Origin of the sequence: Persicitalea sp. (assembly GCF_041751555.1) — a bacterium.
Classification (GTDB): Bacteria; Bacteroidota; Bacteroidia; order Cytophagales; family Spirosomataceae; genus Persicitalea.
Window position 1 is genome coordinate 1 of the sequence record NZ_JBGSXF010000100.1, and the last position, 14,933, is coordinate 14,933.

The window sequence follows — 14,933 nt, forward strand, 5'->3', positions numbered from 1 at the left end:
CCCTTCGGCGATTCGGGCCACACGACTTTCTTTATCTCCAACGAAGAAGAGTACAATAAACACGCCGAGGAAATTGAGGCCGAAGCCGAAGTAAAAGTCATGAAGCGCATCAACTGCCGGGGTTCGGCGATCGAGGCCTGCGTAACTAAGAACGGCACCGTCGTGGCTCCGTTGATGACTGAGTTGGTGGGTTTCAAGGAACTCACTCCCTACAAAGGCGGCTGGTGTGGCAACGAGATTTTTCCCGACTCCTTTTCAGAGGACATTCGCCGGAAAGCGCGGAAATACACTCAGCTATTTGGGGATCAACTGCGCAAGGAAGGCTACAAAGGGTACTTTGAGCTGGATTTCTTGATCGATCAGGACAACGGAGAAATCTACCTCGGCGAGCTGAATCCGCGCGTGACGGGTGCAAGCTCCATCACCAACCACGCCGTGTTTGCCCTGGCCGACGCGCCGCTGTACCTTTTCCACATTCTGGAATGGATGGACGTGGACTACGAGTTCAGCACGAAGGCCATTAACGACCGCTGGGCCAGGCAAGAAAATACCGACAGTTGGAGTCAGATGGTCATCAAGCACACCAAAAACACTATAGAGTACGTCACAGAAGCCCCGCAGTCGGGCATTTGGCGGATGTTCGACAATGGCCACATCCAGTTTGACCGTATGGACACACACCGCCGCGCCGTCGAGAGCGAAAGCGAAGCATTCTTCCTCCGCATTTCCAAACCGGGCGACTATTTCTACGAAGGCGCCGACATGGGTATTCTGGTTGCAAGGGGCCGCATGATGACCGATGATTTCCAACTCACCGACCGGGCCAGGATGTGGATCGACGCGATCCATAGCAAGTATTCTTCCAATCTGATCGAAGACAAAAGCGAAATGCCGGATTTGATCGGGAGCTTGACGAAGTAGTTTGAGGAGCGACAAAGCCACAGAGCGACAAAGCGACAGAGAAAAAACCTTCGTCGCTTTGTCGCTCTGTGGCTTTGTCGCTTTGAATACAATTCACGCAGCCAAAACCACTAATTAGTAATTGAAAACTCGTGTTCAGTTGCTTCTGTGCCCTATTTAGTTTAGTTTACCCGAAAATTTCTCAATTCTCTACCCTAAACCCAAACCTCTTACAACGCATGGAACAACAACTGCCCCTTGAAAAAGAACTGCGCGATTTATTCGCCAAATTCCCTGCTTTTCCCGAAAGCCTCGTGGACATCCTCGTTACGTTGGCCCCCTGGCTGACCCTGCTCGGGGCTATATTAGGCATTATCGGTCTGCTCAGTTTGCTGGGCTTAGGAGCCGCTTTTGTTGGTGCCATTGGTGTGAATGCCTATGGTTCTTCCTGGAAATTTTATCTCGGAATAATCGGCGGAGCCATCGCGGCGGTACTTTACCTCATGGCGTTTTCTCCGCTTCGGGCCAATAAAAAGAAGGGATGGGATTTATTGTACTATGCTTTTCTGCTAAATATGATTATCGCGCTCCTCCAGTTTAATATTCTTGGCCTCATCATCGGTTTTCTGATCGGCGGCTGGATTTTGTTTCAGATTCGCCCAAAGTACGTGTGACCACGTCATGAAACACTGTACAAGACGAGCGGAAACATTCCGCTCGTTTTTTTTATTTACCCTCTGTCACATTCCCGGCATCTTTGTCCTGAACCCCTTTGCACCGGGAACTAATGTTTCGCAACTTTGAAGCCTTGTTGAGTTTAAAGTTTATGAGTTTCTTGGACTCCTTTCTCAACTCATAAACTCCTGAACTCATAAACTCATAAACTCCCCAATGAATATTCTCGAAACGCACCACATCATCAAGGACTACGCCGAACACCGCGCCCTCGACGACGTGAGTATCAACATCCCTAAGGGCAGTATTTTCGGGCTACTGGGACCCAATGGCGCGGGTAAAACTTCCCTCATCCGCATCATCAACCAAATCACCGGTCCCGATTCCGGCGAAATACTGTTCGACGGCAAGCCGTTGCACAACGACCATATCAGGCGCATCGGTTATCTGCCCGAGGAGCGTGGTTTGTACAAAAAAATGAAGGTCGGCGATCAGTTGTTGTACCTGGCGCGCTTGAAGGGTTTATCCAAAAGCGAGGCAATGGACAAGCTGAAAATCTGGTTCACCAAGTTTGACATCAAGACCTGGTGGGACAAGCAGGTTTCCGACCTCTCGAAGGGAATGCAGCAGAAAGTGCAGTTTGTGTCCACGGTACTTCACCAACCCGACCTCATTATTCTCGACGAACCTTTCTCCGGCTTCGACCCCATCAATGCCAATTTAATCCGCGACGAGATTCTGGAATTGCGCGAGAAGGGAAGTACCATTATTTTCTCGACCCACCGTATGGAGACGGTCGAGGAACTATGCGACTACATCGCCCTCATTCATCGCTCAAAGAAAGTACTTGACGGGCCCAAGAACCAGATCAAGGAACAGTTTAAGACCAACACGTTTTTTGTGGAGCATAGCGGCTTGCTAAATGGACTGGCCACGCAATACCAGATTGAAAGTAGTCGCTCGATGCCCGCAGGGCTCACTCGTAGTGAGATCCGGCTGCCGCAGGGTGGCTCGCCTAATCAATTATTGTCGGACTTATTGCCCAAAGTACAAATCCATTCCTTCGGCGAAAACATCCCCACCATGAGCGACGTGTTCATGCGGGCGGTGAATGAAGTACCGGAAAGCTGAATTTTAGCGACTAAGCGACAAAGCCGCATAGCAACAAAGTTAGTTATGCCAAATAGTAGCATTATTCAAGTTCTTCTTTTGTAAAAAGTCCAAATCGCTAAACACGTCTAAACAAATCCAACATAGTACAAAATCACTTTGTCGCTTTGTCGCTCTGTGACTCTGTCGCTCCTAAAAAATGAAAAACATTCTCCTAGTCCTCCAACGTGAATACCTCGTGCGGGTGAAGAAGAAGTCCTTCATCATCATGACATTTTTGACCCCTTTCCTGTTTGTGGGCTTTTACGCGGCCATGATCTGGATTGCCATCGGCAGCACCGAGAGCAAAACCGTGGAGGTACTTGACGAGAGCGGGCTTTTCACGAATCAGTTCAAGGATACCGAAGAACTCAAATTCAGCTACATCGACGAGCCACTGGATTCGGCTAAGGCTGCCTTCACCAATGACAAGGAGAGCGGCGTCAATGCGCTGGTGTTTATTCCGGAGAATATCCTGGAAAACCCTAAAGACGTCCGTATCTACGCCGCCAAAAACGTGAGCCTCGACCTGAAAGGCGACATCGAGAAAACCATCGAGCGGCAGATCGAGAACATAAAGCTGACCGAAGCGGGTATCACCCGTAAAGTCATCGAAGACGCCCGCGTCAATGTCCGTTCCGAAACGATCAGTTTAAACGAGGAGGGCGAAAAAAGCAGCAGTTCCGGCGCGGCGACGATCATCGGCGGCATCTGCGCATTTATGATTTATATCTCGGTGTTCGTGTACGGAACGCAGGTCATGCGCGGCGTGACGGAAGAAAAAACCAGCCGCATCGTGGAGGTGATCATATCATCGGTAAAGCCCTATCAATTGATGATGGGCAAAATTGTGGGTGTGGCACTGGTAGGCCTGACGCAGTTTGTTTTGTGGATTTTGCTCACCGTACTGTTTATCTCGGCGGCGGGCTACGCTTTCAAGGATAAAATAGGTGATAATCCGCAGGCCAAAATCGAGCAGGTACAGAAGAGCATGCCCGCCGGTGGAGCCATGGCCGCCTCGGCAGCGTCCCCCGGTAAAGACAATCCCGTCACGGAAATGCTTGGAGCGGTCAACAGCCTAAACATTCCTTATATCATCGCCTGCTTCCTATTCTATTACCTGGGAGGCTACTTCTTTTATAGTGCCCTCTTCGGGGCTGTGGGCGCAGCGGTGGACAACGACGCTGACACGCAGCAGTTCATGCTACCCATCACTATGCCCATTATTATTTCCTTCTTCTTCGCCCAATTCGCCCTGCGCGACCCTGACGGCCCACTGGCTTTCTGGGCCTCAATGGTTCCCTTTACCTCGCCCATTGTGATGATGGTGCGGGTGCCATTCGGCGTGCCCGGCTGGCAACTGGCCCTATCTATGGGTCTGTTGGTGCTGGGCATCATGGGGACCGTATGGCTGGCCGCCCGCATCTACCGTGTCGGCATCCTGATGTATGGCAAGAAGGTGTCGTACAAGGAGTTGGGTAAGTGGATTTTTTATAAAATTTGAGCTTGATAGTAACTTTTTCCCTTTGGGTTAAAAGGTTAACGGTTAACGGTTAACGATTCGAGGACTACAATGAAAAGAAATCAGAGAACGTCGTTTGACCGTTAACCGTTGACCGTTACCCCCCTCCCCCACGTTTCTCTGCCCCGAAACGTTAACCTTTTTTAAGACCGCCGAAAACTTGCCGTTGGGGTTATTTTACTAATTTTGGCCCAAGGTTCAACTTCCTGAATCTAAAAGCTTAAAAAAGGTTAAGATAGGATTGCCGAAAGGAGATATTCTAAAAGCGAATATTATCTTCAATCACTGTCAACTGTCAACTGTCAACTCTTCACTAAAAAAATGACCCGCTACAACCGCTTCAACAACCTCACCGGTTGGATTGTATTCGCGATTGCCTTCCTTACTTACGCCATCACCGTCGAACGCACCGCCAGTTTCTGGGACTGCGGGGAGTTTATCGCCTGCGCATTCAAACTGCAAGTACCCCACCCTCCCGGCGCGCCCTTCTTTCTTTTGATTGGGCGGCTGTTTTCGCTGTTGGCCCTTGGCGACGTCACGCAGGTGGCTTATTGGGTCAATATGGTGTCAGTGCTGAGTAGCGCGTTTACCATTCTTTTCCTTTTCTGGACGATTTCGCTGCTGGGGTTGAAGCTTTTGCGCAAGAAAGAAGCTGACCTCACGATGGCCGATACCATTCTGCTGCTCGGTGCGGGCGTGGTGGGCGCGCTGGCCTACACCTGGTCGGATTCGTTCTGGTTTTCGGCGGTCGAAGCGGAAGTTTACGGCATGTCGTCGTTTTTTACGGCCATCGTCATTTGGGCAGTTTTCAAGTGGGAACGCATTGAAGATCCCGCCGCCGAGAACCGCTGGCTCATTTTCATTGCTTACCTAGTAGGTCTTTCCATCGGTGTTCACTTGCTGAATTTGGTGACGATTCCCGGTTTAGCCTTAGTTTATTATTACAAGAAATACCGGAAAATCACCTTCTTCGGTGGGCTGATGGCCTTCATCGCGGGCGGTTTGATTCTCGTCATCATCAATTCGGGCATCATTCCCGGTCTCCCAAGCCTGGCGGGCTGGTTCGAAATCAAGTTTGTCAACATTTTGGGATTGCCCTTTGGCAGCGGTACTATCTTCTTCATCATTGCATTCCTGGGGGCTTTGGTGTATGGCATCCGCTATTCCCAAATCAAGCAAAACGCCTTGCTCAATACAGCCCTGCTGTCGCTGGCGTTCGTGCTGATCGGCTACTCCTGCTACCTGCTAGTGCTGGTGCGGGCCAACTACAACCCGCCCATCAACGAAAACAACCCCGACGGTACGCTGAGCTTCGTTTCCTACCTGAAACGCGAGCAGTACGGTAGCCGTCCGTTGCTGTACGGGCCAACCTTCGTGTCGCGACCCATCAAGCAAAACCGCGGTGCCCCCATTTACCGTAAGCAAGGCGATAAGTACGCCATCATCGACTATAAGCCCGAGTACGAATACGAGCCGGGCACCAGCATGTTGCTGCCCCGGATGTACAGCACCCAATCCAACCATCCACAACTCTATCGACAGATGCAGGGCCTGGCCGAAGGCCAAAAACCCTCGATGGCCGACAACATAGGCTTTATGCTCAAGTACCAGATCGGCCACATGTATTGGCGGTACTTTATGTGGAATTTCGTGGGCCGAGAGAGCGACGAAGAGGGCGCGGGCAACCTGCTGCCGCTGGATGCCGCTAAGGATTTCCCCTACGCGATTTCCCACAATAAAGCGCACGACAACTTCTTCATGTTACCTTTCTTGTTAGGACTTTTGGGTATCGTGATCCAGTACTTCCGCCGTCGCCGCGATCTGCTGGTGCTGGGATTACTGTTTTTCCTGACGGGCGTGGCGCTGGTAGTTTACCTCAACTCGCCACCCACCGAGCCGCGCGAGCGTGACTATATCTACGTCGGTTCGTACTATATTTTCTGCATTTGGATTGGCTTTGGGGTCATTTCCATCGCCGAGGGCATCGCGTCTTTTGTCAAGAATGCCACGGCGCGGGCGGGACTGGCGACGGCTCTGGGGCTGATCGTTCCGGCGATCATGGGCTTCAAGGGCTGGGACAACCACGACCGCAGCAACCGCTACCACTCCGTCGATTTTGCCAAGAACCTGCTCAGCAGCTGCGCCCCGAACGCGATCTTGTTCACGGGCGGCGACAATGATACCTTCCCGCTCTGGTACGTGCAGGAAACCGAAGGCTTCCGCACCGATGTTCGGGTCTGTAACCTCAGCCTTTTGGGTACTGACTGGTACATCGACCAGATGAAGCGACAGACCTACGAGTCGGAACCGCTGCCGATTTCGCTTGAACACGACAACTACATGTTCGGCAAAAACGACATAGTGCCGTTCTACGAAATTCCTGGTGTGAAAGGCGGCATCAACTTGAAAGAGTACATGGGTCTGGTGAAATCCGAAAACAAAGCCATCCAGGTACCGCTTACCAGCGGCGATATGACTTCCATTCTGCCTTCGTCGGTGCTTTTCCTACCCGTGGACGTGGCGAATGTGAATAAGCTGGGTATTTTAAAACCCGACATGGTGCCTTTCCTGCGCGATTCCATTAGCTGGACCATCGGCAAGAACGACCTTTACAAGTCGGACCTCATCATGCTGGACATCATCGCGACCAACAACTGGCAGCGACCGATCTACTTCTCCTCCACCCTGGCGGGTTCCAACTACCTCAACCTGAAAGAGTATATGCAAGTGGAGGGTTACGCCTACCGCTTGTTGCCCGTCTTTGTTCCCAATGCTACCGATGGCTACGTGAACTCGGACATCATGTACAACAATCTGATGACCAAGATGGCGTGGCGGGAATTGAACAACCCAAATACTTACTACGACAACACGTTCCTGGGTTCGCCCGTCTTTACGGCCCGCATCGCGTTCTTGCGCCTGGTAGGTCAGTTGATTGCTGAAAACAAGATGGATAAGGCTAAGTTGGCTTTGAATAAAATTCTGTATGTGATGCCCGATGAGAGTATTCCTTACGACCAGATTACGTCCAATTACATCCGTCCACTTTTCCAGCTGGGCGAGGATAAAAAGGCTCTGGAAATTGCCGACACGATGGCCTCGCGGGCTGACGAGAATCTGGATTTTGCTAAGGAGAACGGAACCAGTAATCAGCGCGATGCCAATATCGACCTTTACATCCTGCAAACTATTGTCAACTCCTTGCGTGAATCAGGGAAGGAAGAGGCTGCGAAGAAGTACGACGCGATTTTCCAGAAGCATATTGCCGGGTATAACGTCGGACAGTAGGTAGTTCTTAGTCTTTCAAAAGTCGAATCCCTCTGGTAGTTCTACCGGAGGGATTCATTTTTTTGTCTCGATCCTATTGATTGGGAAGGGTTTGCAGCTTCGCTTTTACTTCCCGAATCTCCTTCTCTACGGGTAGTTTATCCGCTAAATCTTTCAGCTTGTTCAGCGTGGTTTCCAAATGCTTTCGGTAAGAAGGCGCTTGGGGTTGAAAGGGACGGTGCGCAAGCATTTTGTGTATGCCTTGCCATTCTTGCATCGTTTCCCGTGCTTCTTCCGAAAGGTAACTTTCTGAAAACTTTTGGAAGATGACTTGTTCGGCTAAAACACTGGGATGAATCAAATCGTCTTTATAAAAGCGGTAGTCGCGTAGTTCGTCCAGCATGATCTCGTAGCTCGGAAAGTAGCTGACGCTTTTGTACTGCTCCGTCAAGCGGTGGCACAGCAGCCGCAGCACCGACTTACTCACCTGGTTGAGCGGCAGTGTGTCACGGGTGTGCCGCACCGGGCTTACGGTCAGGATAATTTTACGGGTAGTCCGCAAGGTGCGGATCAAGTCCCCCCAAGCGTTCTGCAATTGCTCGTAGCCCAGCAACTCCTTCACAAACTCGCTCTGGGTCGTCTTGTGGCAGTTCGCCACCAGCGACAGGTTTTTCCGGTAACGATAGACGTAAGCCGTCCCGAACGTGATAACCAGCACCTCGGCGGAATCTAAAAACGTCCGCACCCGGGTCAAAGCATCTGCTAAAATCTCGCTCAGTTCCTGCTTGCTTTTCGCCCAAAATGACGAATGAAAATCATAGTGCCGCCAAATTCCGTCGGCATTCTGTGTATAGAGTTCTTCGTTGGGGCGCGTATTTTCCAAAGCCATCGTTAGGACTTTGGCAATGGAATACGGATTGAACATCGTCCCGAAAGGGTTGCTCATCACCGAATATTTATTCTCTGCCAACTGTCCACCCAGTACCTCGGCAAAGCACGAGCCGACCGTCAGTACCTGCGTTTGGTGGTCGATCTTCCAGTCGGAAGGGGTCATAGATACTTCGGTGGTCAGTTTCAGGAATGTGGACATATTTTTTTGTATTTTTGATAAAAATCTAGGTTATGGCAAAAGATTTGTTCCATGAAGCCGTGAAAGTTGCCTTACAGAAAGAAGGCTGGGAAATAACCGACGATCCGTATGTAGTAGAGGCTTTCTCTACGAACTACAACGTGGACTTGGGAGCAGAGAGACTCATTGGTGCAAGACGAGAGAAAGAACTCATCGCCGTAGAAGTCAAAAGTTTTATCGGACCGTCCTTACTCTATGATTTTCACCTGGCGCTGGGCCAATATCTGAATTATTCGCGTGGCATAAGAAAAAAGGAACCTAGAAGAACCCTATTTTTAGCTGTGCCGGAAAGTGCTTATCTGTCCTTTTTTACAAATCCAGACGCGCAGGACGCCATCCTTGATTTCAGTATAAATTTATTTTCGTACAATGATCTAACCGAAAGCATCGTCAAGTGGATGCCACAGAATAACTCAGAATTATGAAAAACAAAAAAGAAGTTGCCCAGAAAGCTGTCTTATCAATTCTTGAACAGTTTGCTGCTTACAAACCAGTGAACCTACCAGATTCAGAAAATCAGGTAATCGCCGACTTCGAACGCGGTCATTTTCAATTGGTCCGCATCGGCTGGGAAGGGGAAGCATTTGCCCATAACACGATATTTCACTTTGATGTCAAGTCCGATGGTAAAGTATGGATTCAGGTCAACAATACCGATGTCCTGATCACCGAAAACCTTATGGAACAAGGGGTTGAAAAATCTGACATCGTACTCGGTTTCCAACCGCCCCGCTATCGCCCCTACACCGGCTACGCCGTTGCATAATGAAGTAATCACAGCGCGGGCTATCCCGTCATCACTCATCACTCAATAAATGCGCCACGCCACCCTACTTCTCCTCATACTCTTCTCCCTCAACGCTTCCTGCCAAAAAAAGGAAGACGCCCCGCCTACTCCCGTAGCCACCGACCCGAAGCCGCTCACGCCGCCCAAGGAGTACACTTTTACCGACAAACCCGTCTGGCAGGACGAGTTCGACTACGTCGGCAAGCCCGACCCCGCCAAGTGGGGCTACGACCTGGGCGGCAGCGGCTGGGGCAACAACGAATTGCAAAACTACACCGACCGACTGGAAAATGCCCAGGTAAAGGACGGAAAACTCATCATCACGGCCCGCAAGGAAGCTTCCGGCAGTCGCCAGTTTTCCTCGGCGCGGCTGCTGACCAAGGGGAAAGGTGATTTTTTGTACGGCAAAATCGAGGTAAAAGCCAAGCTGCCGACGGGCGTGGGTACCTGGCCGGCCATTTGGACACTAGCCACCGACAGCAACTACGGCAGTCAGTACTGGCCCGACAACGGCGAACTGGACATCATGGAACACGTGGGCTTCGACCAGGGAAGGGTTCATGCCAACATTCACACCAAGGCTTTCAATCACTCCATCGGTACCAATAAGGGATCTCAGACCGATGTGCCGACGGCTTCTACGGAATTTCACGTTTATTCTTTGGAATGGCAGCCGGGCTACGTGGCCTTTGCCGTGGATGGCAGACAGTATTTTCGTTTCGACAATACTTCCTCTTACAACTGGTCACAGTGGCCCTTTGACCGCAAGCAGTTTTTGTTACTCAACATTGCCGTGGGAGGTAGTTGGGGTGGTCAAAAAGGAGTAGATCAAGACATTTTTCCGCAAAGTATGGAGGTAGATTACGTGCGAGTGTACGAGTTGGTGGAGAAGAAGTAAAAGTTGAGATACTTCTGAAACAGAATTTGCCAAATACAAAATAGCCGCCCGGAAAATCCGGGCGGCTATTTGATTTACTCAACGTTATGAAAAACTTCTGACTTAGGACGCCTTCGGCGCACAAAAGTCACGCAATGATAGTAATTTTTTGGTATAACTTCTCAACCCTCCATCAACCCGTCCCGCATAACAAGGCGGCGGTCGGCCATTTCGGCCAGATGTTCGTTGTGAGTTACGATGACGAAAGTTTGGTTCAGCTCGTCGCGGAGGGTGAAGAATAGGCGGTGCAAATCCTCGGCGTTGTGCGAGTCCAGGTTGCCGCTGGGTTCGTCGGCCAACACCACTGCGGGGCGATTCAGTAAGGCCCGCGCTACGGCCACCCGCTGCTGCTCGCCACCGGACAACTGCGAGGGTAAGTGATCAAGGCGGTCGGATAGCCCTAGCAATTCCAGCAATTCGATACCGCGCTCCCGTAAAGTCTTTTCGCTGTGTTGGCTACCGATGAAACCCGGCATACATACATTTTCCAAAGCTGAAAACTCGGCCAGCAGATTATGGAATTGAAAAACAAAACCAATGCGCTCATTGCGAAACTGCGCCAGAGCTTTGTTGCCTAACTGTGAAACGTCAGTGTCCTGAATCATGACTTTGCCACTATCGGGACGGTCAAGCGTCCCGATGATATGTAGCAACGTACTTTTGCCCGCGCCCGACGCGCCGACGATGGCAACGATTTCGCCGGGTTGGATTTGGAGGTCGATACCTTTCAGGACTTGCAGTGAACCGTAGGTACGGGTGATGCCTTCGGCGGTGAGTAAGGGCATTTTTTTAGTGGGCGGTTGACAGTTGATGGTTAACGGCGTCGGGTTTCGATTTTACAAAAGGCAAATCAAACCTCCTCTCGTTATAAATTATTCACTAATTTGCCGTGAAACTAACGAAATACTGCCGTTTGTTGGCTTTCGGCTTTCGGCGGTCGGCTCTCGGCCTTCCGCTAATTTTCTGAAAAGCAGTTTTTTAGGTAAAAACTTTATCGGCAATATTTTGTCCTTCAATCGACAATCGCTTTCAATCGACGATCCCGCTTAAACTTTTAAACCTTAAACATCAAACCCAAAAAATGAATATTCACGAATACCAAGGCAAGAGCATCCTTAAAAAATACGGCGTCCGCATTCAGGAAGGAATCGTGGCCGACACACCTGACAAGGCGGTGGAAGTAGCCCGCAACCTCAGTGAGCAGACAGGTACTAAGTGGTACGTGGTCAAGTCGCAGATTCACGCCGGGGGCCGCGGCAAGGGCAAAGTCGTGGGCGGTGAGCAGCGCGGCGTGGCTTTGGCCAAGTCGGTCGAGGACGTGCGGACGATCTCCAAAAACCTTCTGGGTAAAATTCTTGTCACGCACCAAACAGGCGAAGAAGGCAAGCAGGTCAACAAGGTACTTATCGCCGAGGACGTGTACTATCCTGGCCCTAATGAGCCGAAGGAGTTTTACCTCTCCATCCTGCTGGATCGTGCCAAGAATTGCAATGTCATCATGGCCAGTACCGAAGGCGGTGTGGACATCGAGGATGTAGCCGAGAATACGCCCGAAAAAATTACCAAAGAGTGGATTGACCCGAGTGTTGGCTTGCAGGGTTTTCAGGCCCGTAAAGTAGCTTTTTCGCTGGGACTGGAAGGTGAAGCATTTAAGGAAATGGTTAAATTCATCTCTGCCTTGTATCGCGCTTATAGCGAAAGCGATGCTTCGATGTTTGAAATTAACCCGGTACTGAAAACTTCCGACAACAAGATTCTGGCGGTCGATGCCAAGGTAGATATCGACGACAACGCCCTGTTTCGTCATCCCGAACTGGCCGAAATGCGTGACATAAGCGAAGAAGACCCGCTGGAGGTAGAAGCCGGGGCCAATAACCTCAACTACGTGAAGCTGGACGGCAACGTGGGTTGCATGGTCAACGGCGCGGGCCTGGCGATGGCCACGATGGACATCATCAAACTCTCGGGCGGCGAACCCGCCAACTTCCTCGACGTAGGGGGTGGAGCGAACGCCAAGACCGTCGAGGCGGGTTTCCGCATCATTCTGAAAGATCCGAATGTAAAGGCGATTCTGATCAATATCTTCGGCGGTATCGTGCGTTGTGACCGCGTGGCAGCGGGCGTCGTAGAAGCTTATAAAGCTATCGGCGAGATTCCCGTGCCCATCATCGTCCGTCTGCAAGGCACCAACGCCGAGGAAGGCGCGCGCATCATCAACGAATCAGGGCTGAAAGTATATTCGGCCATTGAGTTCAAAGAAGCTGCCGAGCGCGTGGAGGAAGTTCTGGCTGGGATGGAGGCTTAGTCAACGTAATGAATGATATAGATAACAGAAAAGGCGGCCCGTTGGGTCGCCTTTTCTGTTTTATCAGTAATTTCTGCGAAAAGAAAGATTATTAGATACACTTCGCCACGAATTGCCCAATCTTCATTTAAGTTATAAAAAGGTAATTTGCCTTTCGTGCAGTCAGCTGTGGTGAAAGTCGCCCGCACCGCTTTGCCCAAATACTCCCGGCCAACTCTACAATAACCGCGAAGTAAATCACGTGCAGCAATTTACACGAACTTGCCTTTGGTATAGAAATTCCCTATCTTTGAATTATACCATTTCGAATAGCAGTTAACATTAAGATTTCATTCGTTCCGAATAATAATAGCCGAACCCATTGATATACCTTTTCTTTTTACAAAAAACTGATTAATTGGCTATTAAGAATATTTAATATGGTACTTTATTCAAAATAAATTAATAGAAATCCTAAAATATAAAATATGATTAGTGAAGTAGCAACACCAAAAATTACAATTTCAGACGAGAAAGGTTTACGCATAGAGGACGTATTGGCTCTTTACGAGGCAAACGGTTGGAGTGCCGCTGAGAAGCCGACTAAACTTTACAACGGACTCTTAAATTCCCATTCGCTCTTCACAGCTTGGGATGGGGATCGGCTGGTCGGCTTGGGAAATGCCATTTCCGACGGACATTTAGTTGTATATTACCCGCACTTCCTCGTTCATCCCGATTATCAAGGCATGGGCATTGGTAATCGCCTGGTAGAAAAGATGCAGGAAAAGTATAAAGGTTTTCACATGCAGGTACTTACTGCCGACGGAAACACCGTGGAGTTTTACAAGAAAATTGGTTTCCAACGCGCCGGAGAAACCGAATCCATGTGGATTTACGAAGGGGACGAGCATTGATTGGATTCTAAAACAATGACTTATGGACTTGCTGACTGCCCTTCACAAACGGAATTCTTTACTTTATTACGCAGGAATGGCGCATTTGATAGGAGCCGTTATAGTGCTGATTCCGATGGCGATCGATGATACGCAAATCCTAGGTATCGACCGCTGGATTAAGCCCTTTAAGTTCTTTGTCTCATCGGGAATTTACCTGCTGACTTTCGCATGGCTATGCGGCGACCTGCCGCGCAGCCGCTTCATTCGGTTTTTTGCAAGCCAAATCACCCTGGCTATTGTCGTCGAAAACATGGCTATCACGGTACAGGCAGCGCGTGGTGTGAAGTCACACTTCAACATGGAGTCCATGAGCGGGGGAATTATCTTTGCACTGATGGGATTTTTTATCCTATACAATACGATTTGGGTTATGGTTTTCACTTATCGTTACTTTAAAACTAACCTCAGTGAACTACCAGGGCCGTATGTCTTGGGCGCCCGCATGGGACTACTTCTGTTCTTGGTGGGCAGCGCGTTGGGTGGCTACATGTCGGCGCAGCGGGGCCACACCGTCGGCGCGGCGGACGGCGGGCCGGGACTGTCGCTTTTGAATTGGAGTACGGGATTCGGAGACTTGCGCGTGGCGCATTTTTTTGGATTACATGGTTTGCAGATGCTGATGCTCCTGGGCGTGTTTCTAGCTGCCCAGTCGTTGAGTACCAGACAAAAGTCCGCGATTGTTTGGACTTTCTTCACTGGCATCCTGGGTTTTATCCTTTGGACTCATTGGCAGGCTACCCAAGGTGTGCCATTAATAAGCGTCTGAGAGGGTAGTTGGTTAAGATACTAAAACAAAATAGCTCCGAGTCAAAGACCCGAAGCTATTCATCCATAAAACCAAAACTACATTACTCTTCTAAACTAGGCTCTCTGAGCAGCCCACTCGACTTCGCCGAGTTGCAGGATTTTGATGACTTGCTCCTGAGCTTCATTGAACGATGCTTCGTCGCAAGGGACACATTCGAGGGCCGACAACAGCTTATCGTCGTAAGCCGTACGCTCTACTGACGGGTTAAATTCGTACAGGCAGACGATCTTGACACGTTCGCCCTCACGCTTGAAATATTGACCGCCGCCCTTGCTCTTGAAAAATGCTGGATTCATATTCATGATGATTCTCTTTAAAAATGAGTGATTGATTATCCGGCCATTTTCTCGAACCACTTCGGTTCTAGCGGAATGACGGCCGCCTCGTGAGGACTCTTTGGTCCATCGCCGCCGAACTCCTCGCGAAGATAAGCGGGCAGCGATGCCTTGAACTCAGCGTAACGCTCGGTCCCCATCGCCTTGGCCACGTAAGCCTCGTGAACGGAGTTGATGTACC

Annotated in this window: 13 protein-coding genes and 2 pseudogenes; 11 read left to right on the forward strand and 4 right to left on the reverse strand. The window is 50.2% G+C overall.

Annotation, left to right across the window (positions count from 1 at the left end; all coding sequences use genetic code 11):
• The 5 genes and pseudogenes from ACEW8P_RS03305 to ACEW8P_RS03325 form a co-directional block, all read left to right on the forward strand.
• A pseudogene (locus ACEW8P_RS03305) lies at positions 1 to 921 on the forward strand (biotin carboxylase); the annotation flags it as partial.
• Positions 922 to 1,139: 218 nt separating this feature from the next.
• On the forward strand, positions 1,140 to 1,574 hold the full coding sequence (locus tag ACEW8P_RS03310) for a hypothetical protein (protein ID WP_373511685.1): 435 nt from the start codon (positions 1,140 to 1,142) through the stop codon (positions 1,572 to 1,574).
• A 217-nt stretch (positions 1,575 to 1,791) separates the two neighbouring features.
• Complete coding sequence (locus tag ACEW8P_RS03315) at positions 1,792 to 2,706, forward strand: ABC transporter ATP-binding protein (protein WP_373511686.1); 915 nt, start codon at positions 1,792 to 1,794, stop codon at positions 2,704 to 2,706.
• A 178-nt stretch (positions 2,707 to 2,884) separates the two neighbouring features.
• A complete protein-coding gene (locus tag ACEW8P_RS03320; protein ID WP_373511687.1) occupies positions 2,885 to 4,228 on the forward strand; it encodes an ABC transporter permease in 1,344 nt (447 codons plus the stop codon).
• A 339-nt stretch (positions 4,229 to 4,567) separates the two neighbouring features.
• Positions 4,568 to 7,534, forward strand: coding sequence for a DUF2723 domain-containing protein (locus tag ACEW8P_RS03325; RefSeq protein ID WP_373511688.1), 2,967 nt, complete (start codon positions 4,568 to 4,570; stop codon positions 7,532 to 7,534).
• Between the two features lie 73 nt (positions 7,535 to 7,607).
• Here ACEW8P_RS03325 and ACEW8P_RS03330 read toward each other — a convergent pair whose 3' ends face one another.
• On the reverse strand, positions 7,608 to 8,603 hold the full coding sequence (locus ACEW8P_RS03330) for a GSCFA domain-containing protein (RefSeq protein ID WP_373511689.1): 996 nt from the start codon (positions 8,601 to 8,603) through the stop codon (positions 7,608 to 7,610).
• Positions 8,604 to 8,635: 32 nt separating this feature from the next.
• Between ACEW8P_RS03330 and ACEW8P_RS03335 the strand changes: the two genes are divergently transcribed.
• From ACEW8P_RS03335 to ACEW8P_RS03345, 3 genes are read left to right on the forward strand one after another with little or no spacing between them, the layout of a single operon-like run.
• Positions 8,636 to 9,067 carry an element excision factor XisH family protein gene (locus tag ACEW8P_RS03335; RefSeq protein ID WP_373511690.1) on the forward strand — a complete coding sequence of 144 codons (432 nt, stop codon included), beginning with the start codon at positions 8,636 to 8,638 and terminating at the stop codon, positions 9,065 to 9,067.
• Entirely contained in the window at positions 9,064 to 9,408 is a 345-nt protein-coding gene (locus tag ACEW8P_RS03340; RefSeq protein ID WP_373511691.1) for a XisI protein, read from the forward strand. Before ACEW8P_RS03335 ends, ACEW8P_RS03340 begins: the two co-directional genes overlap by 4 nt.
• A gap of 49 nt (positions 9,409 to 9,457) precedes the next feature.
• Positions 9,458 to 10,327, forward strand: a complete 870-nt coding sequence (locus tag ACEW8P_RS03345) for a family 16 glycosylhydrolase (protein ID WP_373511692.1) — start codon at positions 9,458 to 9,460, stop codon at positions 10,325 to 10,327.
• A 161-nt stretch (positions 10,328 to 10,488) separates the two neighbouring features.
• On the opposite strand, the gene ACEW8P_RS03350 is transcribed toward ACEW8P_RS03345, so the two are convergent.
• On the reverse strand, positions 10,489 to 11,151 hold the full coding sequence (locus tag ACEW8P_RS03350) for an ABC transporter ATP-binding protein (RefSeq protein ID WP_373511693.1): 663 nt from the start codon (positions 11,149 to 11,151) through the stop codon (positions 10,489 to 10,491).
• A gap of 296 nt (positions 11,152 to 11,447) precedes the next feature.
• On the opposite strand from ACEW8P_RS03350, the gene sucC reads away from it, so the two are divergent.
• The 3 genes from sucC (at position 11,448) to ACEW8P_RS03365 (ending at position 14,375) form a co-directional block, all read left to right on the forward strand.
• Positions 11,448 to 12,671 (forward strand): ADP-forming succinate--CoA ligase subunit beta, encoded by a 1,224-nt coding sequence (sucC, locus tag ACEW8P_RS03355; protein WP_373511694.1) that lies wholly within the window; start codon positions 11,448 to 11,450, stop codon positions 12,669 to 12,671.
• Positions 12,672 to 13,138: 467 nt separating this feature from the next.
• Positions 13,139 to 13,567 carry a GNAT family N-acetyltransferase gene (locus tag ACEW8P_RS03360; protein ID WP_373511695.1) on the forward strand — a complete coding sequence of 143 codons (429 nt, stop codon included), beginning with the start codon at positions 13,139 to 13,141 and terminating at the stop codon, positions 13,565 to 13,567.
• 22 nt (positions 13,568 to 13,589) lie between these two features.
• A complete protein-coding gene (locus ACEW8P_RS03365; protein ID WP_373511696.1) occupies positions 13,590 to 14,375 on the forward strand; it encodes a hypothetical protein in 786 nt (261 codons plus the stop codon).
• Between the two features lie 95 nt (positions 14,376 to 14,470).
• Here the strand turns inward: ACEW8P_RS03365 and ACEW8P_RS03370 are convergent, their stop codons facing one another.
• Complete coding sequence (locus tag ACEW8P_RS03370; RefSeq protein ID WP_373511697.1) at positions 14,471 to 14,713, reverse strand: hypothetical protein; 243 nt, start codon at positions 14,711 to 14,713, stop codon at positions 14,471 to 14,473.
• A gap of 35 nt (positions 14,714 to 14,748) precedes the next feature.
• Positions 14,749 to 14,933 (reverse strand): annotated as a pseudogene (locus ACEW8P_RS03375) (hypothetical protein); the annotation flags it as partial.

Bases quoted from the DNA above. Each gene is read 5' to 3' on its own strand.
- ACEW8P_RS03310 (WP_373511685.1), top strand. From the start codon at position 1,140: ATGGAACAACAACTGCCCCTTGAAAAAGAACTGCGCGATTTATTCGCC.
- ACEW8P_RS03315 (WP_373511686.1), top strand. From the start codon at position 1,792: ATGAATATTCTCGAAACGCACCACATCATCAAGGACTACGCCGAACAC.
- ACEW8P_RS03320 (WP_373511687.1), top strand. From the start codon at position 2,885: ATGAAAAACATTCTCCTAGTCCTCCAACGTGAATACCTCGTGCGGGTG.
- ACEW8P_RS03325 (WP_373511688.1), top strand. From the start codon at position 4,568: ATGACCCGCTACAACCGCTTCAACAACCTCACCGGTTGGATTGTATTC.
- ACEW8P_RS03330 (WP_373511689.1), bottom strand. From the start codon at position 8,603: ATGTCCACATTCCTGAAACTGACCACCGAAGTATCTATGACCCCTTCC.
- ACEW8P_RS03335 (WP_373511690.1), top strand. From the start codon at position 8,636: ATGGCAAAAGATTTGTTCCATGAAGCCGTGAAAGTTGCCTTACAGAAA.
- ACEW8P_RS03340 (WP_373511691.1), top strand. From the start codon at position 9,064: ATGAAAAACAAAAAAGAAGTTGCCCAGAAAGCTGTCTTATCAATTCTT.
- ACEW8P_RS03345 (WP_373511692.1), top strand. From the start codon at position 9,458: ATGCGCCACGCCACCCTACTTCTCCTCATACTCTTCTCCCTCAACGCT.
- ACEW8P_RS03350 (WP_373511693.1), bottom strand. From the start codon at position 11,151: ATGCCCTTACTCACCGCCGAAGGCATCACCCGTACCTACGGTTCACTG.
- sucC (WP_373511694.1), top strand. From the start codon at position 11,448: ATGAATATTCACGAATACCAAGGCAAGAGCATCCTTAAAAAATACGGC.
- ACEW8P_RS03360 (WP_373511695.1), top strand. From the start codon at position 13,139: ATGATTAGTGAAGTAGCAACACCAAAAATTACAATTTCAGACGAGAAA.
- ACEW8P_RS03365 (WP_373511696.1), top strand. From the start codon at position 13,590: ATGGACTTGCTGACTGCCCTTCACAAACGGAATTCTTTACTTTATTAC.
- ACEW8P_RS03370 (WP_373511697.1), bottom strand. From the start codon at position 14,713: ATGAATCCAGCATTTTTCAAGAGCAAGGGCGGCGGTCAATATTTCAAG.